The sequence below is a fragment of the Hydrogenophaga sp. genome, assembly GCF_030656115.1.
Classification (GTDB): Bacteria; Pseudomonadota; Gammaproteobacteria; order Burkholderiales; family Burkholderiaceae_C; genus Hydrogenophaga.
Genome location: NZ_JAUSOO010000080.1, coordinates 72,906 through 88,238, shown reverse-complemented (window position 1 = coordinate 88,238; position 15,333 = coordinate 72,906). Strand labels below are relative to the sequence as shown.

At 66.7% G+C, this 15,333-nt stretch carries 15 protein-coding genes and 1 pseudogene; 5 read left to right on the top strand and 11 right to left on the bottom strand.

Features of this window, described 5'->3' with window-relative positions; genetic code table 11:
- Nucleotides 1-71: 71 nt before the first annotated feature.
- From Q7J58_RS11700 to Q7J58_RS11665, 8 genes are all read right to left on the bottom strand, one after another.
- A complete protein-coding gene (locus Q7J58_RS11700) occupies nucleotides 72-905 on the bottom strand; it encodes a ThiF family adenylyltransferase (RefSeq protein ID WP_304827914.1) in 834 nt (277 codons plus the stop codon).
- A gap of 99 nt (nucleotides 906-1,004) precedes the next feature.
- Nucleotides 1,005-1,481, bottom strand: a complete 477-nt coding sequence (gene aroQ, locus Q7J58_RS11695) for a type II 3-dehydroquinate dehydratase (RefSeq protein ID WP_304827911.1) — start codon at nucleotides 1,479-1,481, stop codon at nucleotides 1,005-1,007.
- A gap of 34 nt (nucleotides 1,482-1,515) precedes the next feature.
- Complete coding sequence (locus tag Q7J58_RS11690; protein ID WP_304827908.1) at nucleotides 1,516-1,983, bottom strand: DUF3237 domain-containing protein; 468 nt, start codon at nucleotides 1,981-1,983, stop codon at nucleotides 1,516-1,518.
- Nucleotides 1,984-1,988: 5 nt separating this feature from the next.
- Nucleotides 1,989-2,924, bottom strand: coding sequence for an alpha/beta hydrolase (locus tag Q7J58_RS11685; protein ID WP_304827905.1), 936 nt, complete (start codon nucleotides 2,922-2,924; stop codon nucleotides 1,989-1,991).
- Between the two features lie 22 nt (nucleotides 2,925-2,946).
- Nucleotides 2,947-4,248: a TRAP transporter large permease gene (locus Q7J58_RS11680; protein WP_304827902.1), complete on the bottom strand. Its 1,302-nt coding sequence runs from the start codon at nucleotides 4,246-4,248 to the stop codon at nucleotides 2,947-2,949.
- Nucleotides 4,245-4,784: a TRAP transporter small permease subunit gene (locus Q7J58_RS11675; protein WP_304827899.1), complete on the bottom strand. Its 540-nt coding sequence runs from the start codon at nucleotides 4,782-4,784 to the stop codon at nucleotides 4,245-4,247. The genes Q7J58_RS11680 and Q7J58_RS11675 overlap by 4 nt, the downstream gene beginning before the upstream one ends.
- A 23-nt stretch (nucleotides 4,785-4,807) precedes the next feature.
- Complete coding sequence (gene dctP, locus Q7J58_RS11670; RefSeq protein ID WP_304827896.1) at nucleotides 4,808-5,800, bottom strand: TRAP transporter substrate-binding protein DctP; 993 nt, start codon at nucleotides 5,798-5,800, stop codon at nucleotides 4,808-4,810.
- A gap of 327 nt (nucleotides 5,801-6,127) precedes the next feature.
- Entirely contained in the window at nucleotides 6,128-6,721 is a 594-nt protein-coding gene (locus Q7J58_RS11665; RefSeq protein ID WP_336623492.1) for a TetR/AcrR family transcriptional regulator, read from the bottom strand.
- A gap of 250 nt (nucleotides 6,722-6,971) precedes the next feature.
- Here Q7J58_RS11665 and Q7J58_RS11660 point away from each other — a divergent pair, with 250 nt between their 5' ends.
- Nucleotides 6,972-8,027: a J domain-containing protein gene (locus Q7J58_RS11660; protein ID WP_304827890.1), complete on the top strand. Its 1,056-nt coding sequence runs from the start codon at nucleotides 6,972-6,974 to the stop codon at nucleotides 8,025-8,027.
- A 42-nt stretch (nucleotides 8,028-8,069) separates the two neighbouring features.
- Here Q7J58_RS11660 and Q7J58_RS11655 read toward each other — a convergent pair whose 3' ends face one another.
- The 3 genes from Q7J58_RS11655 to Q7J58_RS11645 all read right to left on the bottom strand — a co-directional run bounded on the left by Q7J58_RS11655 (nucleotide 8,070) and on the right by Q7J58_RS11645 (nucleotide 10,426).
- Nucleotides 8,070-8,960: an EamA family transporter gene (locus tag Q7J58_RS11655; RefSeq protein WP_304827887.1), complete on the bottom strand. Its 891-nt coding sequence runs from the start codon at nucleotides 8,958-8,960 to the stop codon at nucleotides 8,070-8,072.
- 63 nt (nucleotides 8,961-9,023) lie between these two features.
- Nucleotides 9,024-9,656 (bottom strand): FMN-binding negative transcriptional regulator, encoded by a 633-nt coding sequence (locus Q7J58_RS11650; RefSeq protein WP_304827884.1) that lies wholly within the window; start codon nucleotides 9,654-9,656, stop codon nucleotides 9,024-9,026.
- A gap of 119 nt (nucleotides 9,657-9,775) precedes the next feature.
- Nucleotides 9,776-10,426 (bottom strand): LysE/ArgO family amino acid transporter, encoded by a 651-nt coding sequence (locus Q7J58_RS11645; RefSeq protein WP_304827882.1) that lies wholly within the window; start codon nucleotides 10,424-10,426, stop codon nucleotides 9,776-9,778.
- Nucleotides 10,427-10,670: 244 nt separating this feature from the next.
- On the opposite strand from Q7J58_RS11645, the gene Q7J58_RS11640 reads away from it, so the two are divergent.
- From Q7J58_RS11640 to Q7J58_RS11625, 4 genes and pseudogenes are all read left to right on the top strand, one after another.
- Nucleotides 10,671-11,408 (top strand): ABC transporter ATP-binding protein, encoded by a 738-nt coding sequence (locus Q7J58_RS11640; protein ID WP_304827879.1) that lies wholly within the window; start codon nucleotides 10,671-10,673, stop codon nucleotides 11,406-11,408.
- Nucleotides 11,409-11,493: 85 nt separating this feature from the next.
- Nucleotides 11,494-13,863, top strand: coding sequence for an FtsX-like permease family protein (locus tag Q7J58_RS11635; protein ID WP_304827876.1), 2,370 nt, complete (start codon nucleotides 11,494-11,496; stop codon nucleotides 13,861-13,863).
- Entirely contained in the window at nucleotides 13,860-15,083 is a 1,224-nt protein-coding gene (locus tag Q7J58_RS11630; RefSeq protein WP_304827874.1) for an HlyD family efflux transporter periplasmic adaptor subunit, read from the top strand. The genes Q7J58_RS11635 and Q7J58_RS11630 overlap by 4 nt, the downstream gene beginning before the upstream one ends.
- A gap of 114 nt (nucleotides 15,084-15,197) precedes the next feature.
- A pseudogene (locus tag Q7J58_RS11625) lies at nucleotides 15,198-15,281 on the top strand (single-stranded DNA-binding protein); the annotation flags it as partial.
- Nucleotides 15,282-15,333 lie beyond the last annotated feature (52 nt).

Below are 15,333 nucleotides of genomic sequence, written 5' to 3'. Positions count from 1 at the left end.
CACGCAGGTTCCACCTCGGAACGGCCATTCTTGGCCTGTTGCTGGGGGGGCGGACAACCAGGACCGCGCCATCAGTAGCTCAGCCGAGCCACCGAGCGCAGCACCTCGGCGGTGGTGGTGGGGAAACCGAAGTATTCCAGGTAGGCGGGAATCTGTTCAAACAGCATGTCTGAACCCACCTGTATGGGACAGCCCCTGGCTTGGGCCGCGCTGAGGAAGGCGGTCATTTCGGTACGCATCACCACTTCACCGACGAAGGTGCGTGGGTCGAGGCGCGACACGTCGAGTGGCAATGGGTCGCCTTCGTTCATGCCCATGGGGGTGGCGTTGACCACGAGGTTGTAACCCGCCGGGTCGTTGCTGCCCGTGCTGACCTGGATGGCCGGGTAGTTGTCTCGGATGCGCCGGCCCAGGGCTTCGGCCGACGCGGTGTTGACATCAAAAAGGCCGATTGCTGCGATGCCCGAACCCGCCAGCGAGGCGGCAATGGCGCAGCCCACCCCGCCGCAGCCCACCACCAGCGCGCGCGCGCCGTCGAGCTGCAGTCCCTTGCGCATGACGCCGCGCACAAAGCCCGCACCGTCAAACATGTCGCCCACCAGACGGCCGTCGGGCAGGCGCTTGACCGCATTGCAGGCCCCGGCGACGTTCACGGTGGGCGTTACCTCGTCCAGCAAACCCACGGTCACCACCTTGTGCGGCATGGTGATGAGCGCGCCGCGGATGTTGGTGAGGCTGAAGACCGCCTTGAGCAGCGCCGGGTAGTGCTCGGGTTTGCAGCCGAACGGGACCACGACCGCGTTGATCCCCTCTTTTTCGAAAAAGGGGTTGTAGATCATCGGCGACTTGAAGGTGTGCGTCGGGAAGCCAATGTGGGCGATGAGTTCGGTGTGGCCGGTGATCATGGTCGGGGTCTTTCAAGGGGGATTCGACTGGCGACAGGCAAAACCGCCCCCTGCCGGCCCCAACGGAACGGCATCAGACGCAGCCTGACGGTCGCCGGATCAGTGCTGTTGTCTGGCCGACGTCTGGGTGAACTTGCGCACCAGACCGTCCATGGCGATCAGGTAGCCGTCTACGCCGAAACCGACCACGATACCGGCCGCTGCGGGCGATACCCAGGAGTGGTGCCGGAAGGCTTCGCGGGTGTGCACGTTGGAGATGTGGCACTCGATCACCGGCATGGGTTCAACGCCTTTGATCGCGTCGTACAAGGCAATCGAGGTGTGGGTCAGTGCGCCGGGGTTGAACACCACGCCCAACACCTCGTCAGCTTTGTAGAGCTGACCGTACGCATGGATTTTGTCCAGTAACGCACCTTCCCAGTTGCTCTGAAAACACTCCACTTCGTAGCCGATCTTCTCGCCGTGCAACTTGCAAAAGCCCTCCACGTCTGAGAGCGTGGTGTAGCCGTATTGCGCAGGTTCGCGGGTGCCCAGCAGGTTGAGGTTGGGGCCGTTGAGGATGAGGATTTTTTTCATGGTGTGTTCCAAATGCAGTGAGAGGTTCGGGAGCTTATTCGACCTGAAAGACCTGGAGCCGCACAGCGGTGGCCTGGCGTTCCAGCGTGGCCACAAACAGGTGGTGGTTGAGCCACCCGTGCGGGCCGTCGGGTGCCTCAAAGTGCGGGGCAGCCCGAAAGTACACCGCGCTGGGGTCGACGGGCTGGCCGGCGCGCATCAACGCCAGGATCTCGGGCGAAGACACGCGCAGGCCGCGGCTTTGCACATAAATCAGCGCACCGTCGGCGGCTTCCAGCGTGTAGCGTGCGTCGATGACCGAAGTCCCGTCGGCACGCAACAGCGCCCAGTCCGATCCGCCGGGGCGGATGCGGCCTTGCAGCGCCGGGCCCGTGACTTCGCCACCTTCGATGGGAATGTGCTGGCGCTCGCCCAGCGGGCCAGGGCCACCCAGGCCGATGGCACCGATGCGCGCCACGAGGGTGAACACGTAGCGCAAACGCGGCGGCACGGGGGCAGACATGGCGCTCAGCCTGCCGTGGATTTCAGCCAGGCGGCCATGTGTGCAAAACGGGTCTGCACCGGTTCGCAATAGGCCTTGGCGCGCAAGTAGCCGTGGATCAGACCCTCGCCCCGGTCCAGGTGGACCGGCACACCGGCGGCCTGCAAGGCTTCGGCGTAGGCAATGCCTTCGTCGCGCAGCGGGTCGTATTGCGCGACCGCGATGAACGCTGGCGGCAGACCGGCATGGCTCTGGGCCAGCAGCGGTGCGGCCAGCGGCGTGAGCAAGTCGGCCGGGTTGGGGCAGTACATGGCGTTGACCGCCGCCATGGACGCCACCGTGACCAGCGGGCCGTTGGCGTTTTCAGTGTGCGAGGGGCGGTCGGTGTTGAAGGACACCGCCGGATACACCAGCAGTTGGGCGCACGGGGCGTGCGGTGTGCCGCGCAGCACCAGGGTGGCGGCGGCGGCCAGGTTGCCGCCCGCGCTGTCACCGCCGATGGCGATCGCATCGGGGCGGATGCCGAGCGTGGGCGCCTGGTCCTGGGCCCAGCGCACCACCGCCACGGTGTCGTGCAAGGCGTTGGGGAACGGCCTTTCGGGCGCCAGCGCGTAGTCGATGCTGATCACGATCTGCTGGTTGGCCGCCGCCAGGCCAGCGGTGATGTCCCAGTGGGTTTCGGGGCTGCCTTGCATCCAGGCGCCGCCGTGCATGTACACCAGGGCCGGCACAGGGCCGCTGGATGCCTCGGGGCGGAACACCCGCACGCGCACCGGCTGGCCGGTCTCGGGCACCTCGACCCCGTGTTCCTGGGTGGTGATGCCGGGGGGATGGGGCTCCCGCATGCGGGCCGCAACGGCTTCGAAATGGGCGCGGCGCCCGGTCGGGCCGGCACCCGGTGGCAGGGTGGACCAGGCGGCGTCCCAGTCTGTGAGGAAACGTTGGATGTCGGTGTGGATCATGGGAGGGTTCCGGTCAGAGGGGTCAGCCTTGGTAGCCAAACAGGCGGGGCAGCCAGAGCACGGCGTCGGGCACGTAGGTGATGAACAGCAGCGCGCCCAGCATGACCGCGAGGAAGGGCAGGGTCTCGCGCACGATGCTCTTGATGGACTCGCCGGTGATGTTGCCCATGATGAACAGCAGCAGGCCGTAGGGCGGGGTGATCAGGCCGATCATCAGGTTGACCGTGACGACGATGCCGAAGTGCACCATGTCGATGCCCAGCAGCTTGGCCGTGGGAATCAGGATGGGCACGATCACCAGCAGGATGGTGCCGCCTTCGAGCAGCGCGCCCAGCACCAGCAGGATCACATTGACCATCAGCAGGAAGCCCATGGGGCTGAGGTCCATCGCGACGAGCAACTGGCTCACGGTGACTGGGATGTTTTCGCGCGTGACGACGTAGTTGAACACCAGGGCGCCCGAGATCAGGATGCCGATGGTGGCCATGGAGCGGCCACTGGAGAGCAGCGCGCCGTAGGCGCCCTTGAGCGTGACCGAGCGGTAGAGCACGGCAGAGATCACCAGCGCATAGAGTGCGGCCACGGCGGCGGCTTCGGTGGGCGTCATCACGCCGCTGTAGATGCCGCCCAGCAGCACCACCGGCATCATCAGCGCGGGCAGGGCGCGGAAGGTGATGCCCGGCAGCTCGCGCAGCGGCACGGCTTCTTCGACCGGGAAATTGCGCACCCGAGCCAGGTAGGCGTTCATGGCCATCAGCACCACGCCCAGCAGCAGGCCGGGCACGATGCCGGCCATGAACAGGAAGCCGATGGAGGCGTCGGAGATCAGGCCGTAGAGCACCAGCGGGATCGACGGCGGGATGATGGGGCCGATGACGGCCGATGCGGCGGTGACGGCGGCAGCGTAGGCGGGGGTGTAGCGGCCGCCGCGCGTCATCATGCTGATGACCATGCGGCCCACGCCGGCGGCGTCGGCAATGGCCGAGCCCGACATGCCCGAAAAAATCAGCGAGGACAGGATGTTCACATGGCCCAGACCGCCGCGGAACCGCCCGACGATGGCGTTGCAAAAACCCAATAACTTGTCGGTCAGCGAGCCCATGTTCATGATCTCGGCTGCGAGGATGAACAGCGGGATCGCGAGCAGGGTGTAGGAGTTGTTCAGGCCTTGAAGCAACTGCTCGGCGGCGATGCCCATGTCCTGCCCGGTGATGAACAGGTACATGATGGAGCTCGCCAGCATGGACAGGCCGATCGGCAGCCCCATGAGGCTCAGGGCGATGATCAGGTAGACCGTCATCGCGAAGGGTGAAAACAGATTCATGCGGCGTCTCCGGAGGTCTCGGTGCCGGTGGTTTCGTCGTCGAGCAACCGGTTGCGCAGGGCTTCGATGCCCAGATGGGTGTGGCGCACGACCATGGCCAGCACGAAGGCGATGTAGATCGAGAAAAAGAAGTCCATGCGGATGCCCAGCGCGGCAGAGTCTTCCACCTTCATGAAGCTGATGTAGCTCCACGACGCCGGCAGCGAGATCAGCAAGATCGCCACGGCCGACAGGCTGGCCACCACGGTGAGCACCCGTTTGACACCGCGCGGCACATGGCCGGTGAGCACGTCAAAGCGGATGTCGTCCCGGTTGCGCATCACGAAGGCACCGCCCCAGAGAATGCCCCAGAGCCACATCAAGACGCAGACCTCGTCCGTCCACGCCAGCGGTTTGTTCGACACATAGCGAAAACCAATTTGCAGGATGAAGGACACGAACATGGTGGCCATCATCAGCACCAGCACATGGTTGGCGCCCAGCTGCAGCCAGCGCAGCAGCCGGTGCACGGGCCGCTTGGTGGAGGAAGAGGTCATGGTGGGGTTCCGGGGCGTTCAGGTCACAGCTTGTTGATGCGGTCGAGCATGCCGGCGGGCCAGTCGGCGGCGAACTTGCTCTTGCTGTACACGTCCAGCACGTGTTTGCGGAAGGCCGCCACATCGGGGCTGTACACGTCCAAACCCTGTTGTTTCATGAAGGCCTCCTGTTCGGAGTCGTCTTTCAGGGCCTGGGCTGTCACCGCGGCGGCAAATTTGTCGGCGGCTTCCTGCACCGTCTTCTGCTGGGCCGGGCCCAGGCTGTTCCATTTGGCCAGGCTGATGGCGAACAGGTTGTTGGCGATCAGGTGGCCGGTCTTGACGATCTGCGAGCTGACCTCGTAGAACTTCATGCTCTTGACCGCGCCCATGGGGTTGTCCTGCCCGTCAATGGCGCCGGTCTGCAGCGCGGTGTAAACCTCGGTGAAGGCCAGCGGCGTGGGGTTGGCGCCCATGGCCGTGCCCACAAACTGCCAGCCTTCGCCGGGCGGCATGCGCAGTTTGATACCGGCCAGGTCGGCCGGGGTGTTGATTTTTTTCTTCGGCTTGAGGCCCACATGGCGGGTACCGATGTAGGGCACAGACAGCACCTTGATGCCCATTTGTTTTTCCATCATGGCGAAGAGTTCTTTGCCCACGTCGCTGTCGAACACCTTCTTCATGTGGATGTGGTCGCGAAACACGTAGGCCGTGGTCACGATGCTCCAGGCCGGAATCTGCTTCTGCACGTCGAAAGCCGCGAGGTTGGCCAGGTGCAGGTTGCCGCGTTGCATGGCCACAGGTTCGGTGCCCTGCTTGAACAGCGTGGCGCCAAAGTACGGTTTGAAGTCGAATTCCGGGCCCAGGCTTTTGCCGAAAACGTCTTTGAGGATGGTGGCGCGCGGATCGGCCTCGGTCACCGTGTCGGAGTAAATGAGCTCAATCTTGGCCTGGGCCATGGACAGCGTGGGCAGGGCTGCGGCACACAGAGCCGTGGCGGCGCCGAGCAGCGCGCGGCGGTTGATTGGGTTCTTCATGGTTGTCTCCTGGTTGGAATGGATGGGGGAAACGGGCTTGTGTTGGGCATTTCAGACCGTCCGGGAATAATGTACGAACCAGTTAATTCAGTCAACGGTGTGCGCATAGGTGTTTTCCCTGAATGGGCGTTTGGCGCGTTTTCCGGCGGGGCCGCAGGCCGGTGGCGGCGCGCGCTGGCAAGCCCGCTGGGAGCGTGGCCACGGCGCAAATGGGCGGCGCTGACCGCGCCAAGGGAAGGCGCAGACGGCGGGTGCTCAGGGCTGTGCTTGCCTGGCGGCAAGCCCTCCGACGGTGTTCCCGAGCGATCCCGGCAGGACCGCCCGCGCTCAGTAGGCCCGCACGAAGCGCTCGACCATCTCGATCACGCTGTGGCGGCGTTGCGCGATCCAGTCGGGGCTGGCGGCATCGAATCGGAAAATCAGTCCGAAGGTGTGGCGGTTGGAGACGTTGAAAAACGTCAAGGCCGAGATGGAGGCGTGGATGTCGAGTGCGCTGAGGCCGGGCCGGAAGACACCGGAGGACACCCCCCGGTCGTACAGCGTCTGGATAGCGGAAATGGCGGGTACGTTGAGCGCCTGAATGGCGGTACTTTGCGCCAGGTATTGGCCCCGGTTGATGTTTTCTCCCATCACCAGGCGTATGTAGTTTTCGCTCTGGCGGTGGTGGTCGAAGGTGTAGGCCACGAGCTTGCGCAAGGCCTCCAGGGGGTCCAGGTGGTCCAGGTTCAAAGCCGACTCATGGGTGCGCATCTCGCGGTACGAAGCCTCCAGCACCGCCGTGTACAGGCCTTCTTTGCTACCGAAGTAGTAATAAATCATGCGCTTGCTGGTTTGCGTGGCTGCGGCAATCTCGTCAATGCGCGCGCCCGCCAGCCCTTTTTCCGCGAACTCGGTCATGGCCACCGCCATGATGTTGGCCATGGTGCGGTCCGGGTCGTTGGTGCGACCTGCGGGCTCTCGCACCCCCGCCTGGCTGGGTTTCGCGCGCGATCGTTGGGGGTTTTGTACCGGTTCGTTCATTGCGCCAGTATAGGAGGATGGTCCTGCTGCAAGGGGGGTGTTCGGAGGTGTTTTGCCCCATCGGCACCCGACAGATACACACAATCAAGGGTTTTCCCGGGTACCATGGCCGCACCGTTTTTTTGACCCGTTCCACCCGAGCCGCCTTGCCATGCCATCGACCACCACCCGCGACACCGCATCGGCCTTTCGGAAAAAACCGGTGACCTTCGCACCCCAAGCCTGGAGCGGTCGCCTGGATATGGCCGAATCGTCCCGACCCGGCGGCCTGCTCACGGCCGCGTTGATGCAGTGCGCCGCCGAGCGCGACCTCTCGCAGAGCGAATTGGCCACCGCCCTGGGCGTGAGCTACTGGAGCCTGAGCCAGTTGCGCATCGGTTTTCGCGCCATCGAGTCGCTGGACGAAGATGTGATCCAAGGCTGCTCGGCCTTGCTCGATCTGCCGCCACTCACCATCCAGGCCTTGGCGGGCCTGCTGGCGCCGGCCGATGTGTTGGCGTGCGCTGAACTCACGGCAGAAGACCTGCTGCACGCCCGCCAAATGGTCCGCACCGAGCCCGCCGACTGGGTGTTGCTGCCGCCGCCCAACCGGGCGCGGCCCTTGCAAGCCCTGACCGTGGACGAGCTGGCCGAGTTGCACCGCGAACACGCCGACACACCCGCTGTGGTGGCGCTGCTGCGCACCGAGCTGACCAGTCGGCCGTTTTCAAAAACAGAGCAGTTGCGCGCTGCCGTGGCGCGTGAAACCGTGGCGCAGCCCGAACCCGAGGCCACACCCCGGCCCGACGCGGCACCCGCACCCGGCATTTTGTGTTGCAGTCGCTGCCAGAAGCGCCTGCGCATTCCGCACCTGCCCGAGCCGAGCGAAATCCGTTGCCCCAGCTGCCGCACCGAATACACGGTGCACTGGCAAGGCCTGGTGTGCCTGGTGCAGGCGCTGGCCGATACCGCCACGGGCGAAGATGAAGACAGTGAAGACCGCACGGAAGCGGTGAACGAACCCGCCACGGAGCCGGCAGACGCCTGGGCCGTGCTGGGTCTGGCGCCGAACAGCCCGTGGGAGCAGGTGGAGCGGGCACGCCGCTCGCTGTTGCAGCAGTACCACCCGGACCGCCTGGGCCATGTGTCGCCGCTGGTGCGCCAGCTGGCTGAGACGGCTTTCAAGCGCGTGAGCGATGCCTATGAAACGCTGAAGGCGCAACGGTAAATTCAGCCCCAAAGCGCCCGGTGCCGGATCCGGTCTGTGCCGTCAAGGAATCGGATCCTCCACCCCCGTGCGCCGCAGTGGGTTGAAACCCGTCACCAGCGCGGTGGCCAGCAACACCAGGGCGCCACCCGCAAAAATGCCCGGTGACAGGGCCTCGCCCAGAAAAATGTGGCCCCAGGTGACGCCGAACACCGGAATGAGAAAGGCCGGGCTCATGGCCGCCACTGGCGACACGTGGCGAATGATGCGCAGGTGGGCCCAGTAAGCCAGGCCCGAGGTCACCACACCGAGCATCAGCACCACCCCCAGCGCAGCCGGTGTGAACTGCGCCTGCGGCAGCGCCCAGGCCGCACCGGGCAGCAGCAGCACCAGCGACAGGGCGTGAATGCCGGCCGCAATGGCCAGGGGCTGCATGCGCGTGGTGGCGCGTTTCATGAGCGGGGTGGACAAGCCGTAACACGCCGCCGCCGTGATGCAGGCGAGCGCGGCGGCCAGCGTGGCGGCATCGGGCTGCACCGGCCCCAGCCGCACGATCAGCCCCACCCCCAGAAAGCCGCACAGGCAGCCCAGCAGCTTGCGCGCCGACAGCGTGTCTTCTTTCAGCCAGGCGGCGGCCAGCGTGCCAAACAGCACCGCCGTGGTGTTGAGCAGGGCGCTGTAGCCCGCCGGCAGGCGCAGCGCCGCCCATGAAAACAGCAGAAACGGCGCCGCGACCGACAGCACGCCCAACAACAGCAGTTCGCGCCAGTGCTGCCAGGGCCAGCGGTGGTTCAGCGCGCGCATGACGACAGCCAGCGTGATGGCCGCCAGGCCCACCCGGCCACCCGCCAGCACCATGGGCCCCAGCAGTGGGCTGGCGATGCGCAAAAACAAAAACGAGGCGCCCCACAGGGCAGACAGACCGATGAGCTGGGCGAAGTGTTTGTTTTTCACCGAGCGATTGTGCGAGGCTTTTGCGCGGCGGTCTGTCCGGTAGGTGCTACCGGGTGCTTGGCGTCAACTCGCTTGCCGCATGGCCATGGCCGCTGGCGTGTTCCCCAAACCTTCCACACCCGCCGCCGCACCCAGCCGGTCGCGTGCTTCGCGGTTTTGACCCAGCTTGGACTTGCCCACCAGACGGGTGATTTCAATCTCGATGCCGACGATGGCCTGCAGCATGCCGGTGATGAACTCAGGTGCCGAGTCGCCCATCTTCCAGGGGCTGGCCTGCTGCGAGCGGAGCTCGTGCTCGCGTGTGAGCCGGGCGACCAGGCCACGCACAAAGCGCTCGTCGTCCACCACGCGCAAGCGGCCGTGGGCATGCACCACCTGGTAGTTCCAGGTGGGCACATGGTGGTGGTGTTCGGGCTTGCTGGGGTACCAGTTGGGCGAAATGTAGGCGTCGCTGGCCTGAAAAATCACCAGCACCTCGGCGCCGTCGGCGGGTACCTCGCGCCACAGCGGGTTGGCCCGCGCCACGTGCGCGCGCAGCGTGCCGTGTGGGCCGGTGGCCTCGTCCAGCTCGAAGGGGATGTGGTTGGCGTCCAGCCCGTGGGGGCTGTGGGTGATGAGCGCGCCCAGCGGGTGCTCGCGCAGCACGCGCTGCAGCTCGCCGGGGCGGTGTTCTTCGAAGTGGGCGGGCAGGTACATGGTAGGTGTTGGCGGGCGCGGGTTCAGGAGGCTGCTTTTATATCGCGACCAGGCTCGAAAGTCGAAAAGGGCTGGCCCTGTTGGCGTCAGCGCGGGGCGTCGAGGTACATGGGTTGGCCTCAAACGCTTTGGAACGCATGGCGCACCAGCAGCAGCGCCAGCAGCCACATGGTGGCGCCGATCAGGCCGTCCAGCACCTGCCAGGCGCGGGGCTGGGCAAACAGCGGCGCCAGCCAGCGCGCGCCAAAACCCAGCGCCGTGAACCAGCCCAGGCTGGCGATGCTGGCACCCGCCACAAACCAGCCTTGCAGCCCGGCGGGTTGCTGGGCGCCGATGCTGCCCACCAGCAGCACGGTGTCCAGGTAGACATGGGGGTTGAGCAAGGTGAAGGCAGCGGCCTGTGCCAGTGCGGCGCCGTGGCTCAGGCCTGCGCCGTCTTGCGAGGCGGTGAGCTGGCTCGCACGGCGCGCGCGCAGCAGCGCCTGCCAGCCATACCACGCCAGGAACGCCGCGCCGGCCAGCGCCATGGCCAGTGCCAGCGCGGGGTGACGCCCCAGCGCCTGCGCCATGCCCAACACCCCGGCGGTGATGAGCACAGCGTCGGCCAGCGCGCAGAACAGCACCACGCTGCCCACATGCTCGCGCCGCAGCCCCTGGCGCAACACAAAAGCGTTTTGTGCCCCAATGGCCACGATCAGCCCCAGGCTCAGGACCAGGCCCTGCAGGAACACCGGAAACACCGGCGAAATGGAGAGGGGAAGCGACGTCATGCGCCAAGATTGCCTGGGTTGAGCCATGAAGGCAATCTGTCAATCTTTCACACGATGAAGAAAAACGGTGTTCATGCTGGACTGCGTTGTTCTTTGTGCCCAGGTCGCCGTGGCCGGTACCGCACGGCCCGTTGCGGGCTGCAACAGCCAATGGGCTCGATGGTTTGACGCGATACGTCGCGGCAGCAGCGAGGGGATTGACACACGTCATGGCGCTGTCGCGCTTTTGCGTCACCATAGGCACATGGTTTCTGCTGCCTCCCAAGCCCCCGCCGTTTTCACCGCCCGCGCCCTCACCAAAACCTATGGCGAGGGCGACACGGCGGTACACGCCCTGCGCGGTGTCGATCTGGACATCGTGCGCGGCGAGTTCGTGGTGCTGCTGGGCGCCTCGGGCAGCGGCAAGTCCACGCTGCTCAACATCCTGGGTGGGCTGGACACGGCCACCAGCGGCTCGGCCAGCTGGACGCACGCCGGCCAGGTGCACGAACTCATCGGCGCGGGCGACGCCGAGCTGACGCGCTACCGGCGCGAGCATGTGGGCTTTGTGTTCCAGTTCTACAACCTCATCCCCAGCCTGACCGCCGAAGAAAACGTGGCGCTGGTGACCGACCTGGCCGACGACCCCATGGACCCGGCCGAGGCGCTGGCGCTGGTGGGCCTGGCCGAGCGGCGGCACCACTTCGTGTCGCAGCTCTCGGGCGGCGAGCAGCAGCGCGTGGCCATTGCCCGCGCCATCGCCAAGCGCCCGGCCGTGTTGCTGTGCGACGAGCCCACCGGCGCGCTGGACTGCGCCACCGGTGTCATGGTCTTGCAGGCCATCGAGCGCGTGAACCGCGAGCTGGGCACGACCACGGTGGTCATCACCCACAACGCGCCGATCGCCGACATGGCCGACCGCGTGCTGCGCCTGGCCGACGGCCGCATCGTCGAAAGCCATGTGAACCCCCACAAGGTGGCCGCGTCCACCCTGCGGTGGTGAAACGCAAAATGAGCGCAGCGCCGGGCCGCCCCAAGCAAGCTCGCTCCCGCCTGGCGGGACAGGCCGCAGGCCGAAGGGTGCTCCAGTGAGCACGCTCCACACCAAACTCTGGCGCGACCTGACCCGGCTGCGCGCCCAGGTGCTCACCATCGCGGTGGTGGTGGCCATCGGCGTGGCCGGTTTCGTGGGCATGTTCGCGGTGCACGACTCGCTCAAGACCTCGCGCGACGCCTTCTACGCCGACAACCGCCTGGCCGACCTGTTCGCTGGCGTGCGGCGTGCGCCGGTGTCGTTGAGGCAGCGCATCGAAGCCATCCCCGGCGTGGCCGAGGTGAAGCTTGACGTGGTGTTCGATGCCCAGGTGGACTTGACCGGGGTGGTGCAGCCGGTCACCGGCCGCTTCATCGGGCTGGACCTGTCGGCCGCGCAGGCCGGGCGCCAGGGCCTGAACGCGCTCAGCCTCAAGCAGGGCCGCTGGCCCGAGCGCGGCGCGGCGCTCGAAGCCCTGGTGAGCGACCGCTTTGCCGCCGCCCGCCAACTCAAACCCGGCGACGTGGTGCACGCCATCCTCAATGGCCGGCGCGAGCGTATCCACCTGGTGGGCACGGCCGCCTCGCCCGAATACGTGTTCGCCTCGCAGGGCGGCGCGCCCGACGACACCGGCTTCGGCATCTGGTGGATCGACGGCGCCCGCATGACCGAGCTGTTCGACATGCAGGGCGCGTTCAACCAGGCCGCGTTGCGGTTGGAAGCCGGCGTGCCCGAGCGCGCCGTGCTCGCGCAGCTGGACCACCTGCTCGAACCCTACGGCAGCATCGGCGCCGTGGGGCGCGACCGGCATCTGTCCACCAAGATCGTCAGCGACGAACTGGCGCAGCTCAAGGTCATGGGCACGGTGCTGCCCGCCATCTTCCTGGCCGTGGCCATGTTCATCCTCAACGTGGTGCTCAGCCGCCAGGTGGCCACGCAGCGCAGCCAGATCGCCGCGCTCAAGGCCCTGGGCTACACCGACGGCGCCATCGCCTGGCACTACATCCAGCTAGCACTGGTGATTGCCGGGCTGGGCGTGGCGGTGGGCCTTGGCCTGAGCCAGCTCATTGGCCGGGGCATGCTCGGCCTGTACGACGAAGTGTTTCGCTTCAACCGCCTGGCCTACGCCACCGACACCACGCTGGTTTTACTCTCCGCCACCATCGCCGCGCTGGCCGCCGCCGCCGGCACCTGGACCGCCATCCATGCCGTGGTCCGGCTGCGCCCGGCGCAGGCCATGCAGCCGCCCGTGCCGCCGGTCTACACCGCCACGCTGATCGAACGCCTGGGCCTGGGTCGCTTCCTGTCCACCAGCGCGCGCATGGTGGTGCGCAACCTGGAACGGCGCCCGCTGCGCGCGGCCTTCACCGTCACCGGCATCGCGCTGGCCGTGGCGCTGCAAATCTCGGGCGCCTTCTGGCTCGACGCCATCGCCCACATCGTGGACGTGCAGTTCCGCCAGGTGCAGCAGGGCGACGTGCTGGTCAACTTCCACCGCCCGGTGCCCGTGACCGTGGTGCGCGAGCTGCAGCGTCTGCCCGGTGTGCTCGACGCCGAGGTCTACCGCACCGAACCCGTCAAAGTGACGCTGCGCGGGCAAACCAAAGACACGGCGGTGATGGCGCTGCGCGGCGACGCGAAACTGATGCGCCTGGTGGACGAAGACCGTGGCGCGCTGGCCCTGCCCGCGCACGGCGTGGTGCTCTCGGGCCTGCTGGCGCGTGAGATGGGCGCCCGGGTGGGCGACCGCATCACGCTGCAGTTCCGCTTGTGGAATCGGCGCAGCGTGGAGGTGGAGGTGGTCGACATCGCCCGCACCATGTTCGGCCAGCTGCTTTACATGAACCTGGACACCCTCAACCGCCTGGCCGGTGACGGCGACGGCGTGGCCGACGCGGCGCTGCAGGTGGACCCGGCCGCCATGCCCGCCTTCTGGGCGGCTGTGAAGGCCGCGCCGGGCATCAACTCGGTGTTCGACAAAGCCAGCTCCATGACCGAGTTCAACCAGCGCACCGAACGCAACATGGGCGTCTTCAGCGGCATCCTCACGCTGTTCGCCGTGGCCATGGCGGTGGGCATCATCTACAACGCGGCACGCATCTCGCTCTCCGAACGCGCCTGGGAACTGGCCAGCCTGCGCGTGCTGGGCATGACGCGGGCCGAGGTCTCGGTGCTGCTGCTGGCCGAGCTGGCCGCCGAGCTGCTCATTGCCCTGCCGCTGGGCGCGCTGGCCGGTTGGGGCCTGGCCTCGCTCATGATGCAGCTCATGGCCAGCGACGCGATCGATTTTCCGGTGGTCATCGAACCGTCCACCTACGCTTCCGCCGCGCTCATCGTGCTGGCCGCCGGGGTGGCCAGCGCCTTGCTGGTGCGCCGGCAGATCGACCGGCTGGATCTGGTTTCTGTTTTGAAGGTACGCGAATGAACAAGTCGAACAACGGAGCGGCCACACGCCGCTGGGCCATGGGCGCGGTCGCCGTGGCTGCTCTGGCCGCCGTGCTCTGGGCCGCCTACCAGCCGCGCCCGCTGGACGTGGAAACCGCCTCCGTGGCCCAAGGCCGTTTTGAACAGGTGATTGAAGAAGACGGCCAGCTGCGCCTGCAGCACCGCTACCTCGTCACCGCGCCCACCGCCGCGCAGCTGCAGCGGCCCACGCTCAAGGTGGGCGACGCGGTCAAGGCCGGTGACGTGGTCGCCGTGCTCGCACCCGCCGCGCCCGGCCTGATCGACGCGCGCACCCGCAGCATGCTGCAGCAGCGCGTGGGCAGCGCCGACGCCGCCGTGGCCGCCGCCCGCGCCAACGTGCAGCGCGCCCAGGCCGCGCTGGCGCAGGCCACGCTCGAAGCCGAACGCTTCGCGCAGCTCGCCAAAGACAACTTCATCGCCCCGTCCGCCCGCGACCAGAGCCGCCTGGCGCGTGAAGCGGCGGCCCAAAGCCTCAAGGCCGCGCAGGCCGAACAAACCGCCGCCGGACACGCCGCCAGCGAAGCCCGCGCCGCCCTGGGCCGCGCCGAACCCTCGGGGAGCGCGCCACAAGGTCTGTGGTCGCTCACGAGCCCGGTCAACGGCCGCGTCATCCAGCTGCACAAGGACAGCAGCGAACCGGTGCAGGCCGGGGCGCCGCTGCTGGAAATTGGCGACACCAGCGCCATGGAAGCCGTGATCGACGTGCTCTCTGGCGACGCACCGCGCATCACCGCAGGTGCCGCCGTGCAACTGAGCACCGGCCGCAACCAGCCGCCGCTGGCCGGGCAGGTGGCCCGCGTGGACCCGGTCGCCTTCACCAAGACCTCGGCCCTGGGCATCGAAGAACAGCGCGTCAACGTCACGGTGGCGCTGAACGCCCCGCCGCAAGCCCTGGAGAAACTCGGCGACGGCTTCCGCGTCGACGCGCGCATCACCGTGTTGGCCCAAGACGGCGCCCTGCTCGTGCCCTCAGCCGCACTGGTGCGGCAGGGCGAAGGCTGGCAGGTGTTCGTGGTGGAAGCGGGCAAGGCACGCGCCAGGGCGGTGACGTTCAGCGACCGCAACCCCGACAGCGCGTGGGTGACGGACGGACTGAAAGCGGGGGAGACGGTGATTCTTTATCCGGGGAGTGGGATGGAGGATGGGCGGGCGGTGAAGGCCCGAGAAAGTCAGTCGTAGGACTTTTCAAACTTAACGAAATTGACCAAATTTTCGAAGTTGACTAAAATCTGACCACCTTGCTCCAGTACGCCATGAATGTTTCGTGGGGCTGGTTACCGAAAGAGGTGCGATTTGGCTTCAGTCAACAAAGTCATCCTGGTTGGAAACATCGGACGAGATCCAGGGGTCCGCTACCTGCGTTTTGGCGCTTCTATTCGCCAGAACGCATCAGATATGTCCGCTTCAGAACCCTCGGACTATTTGGACC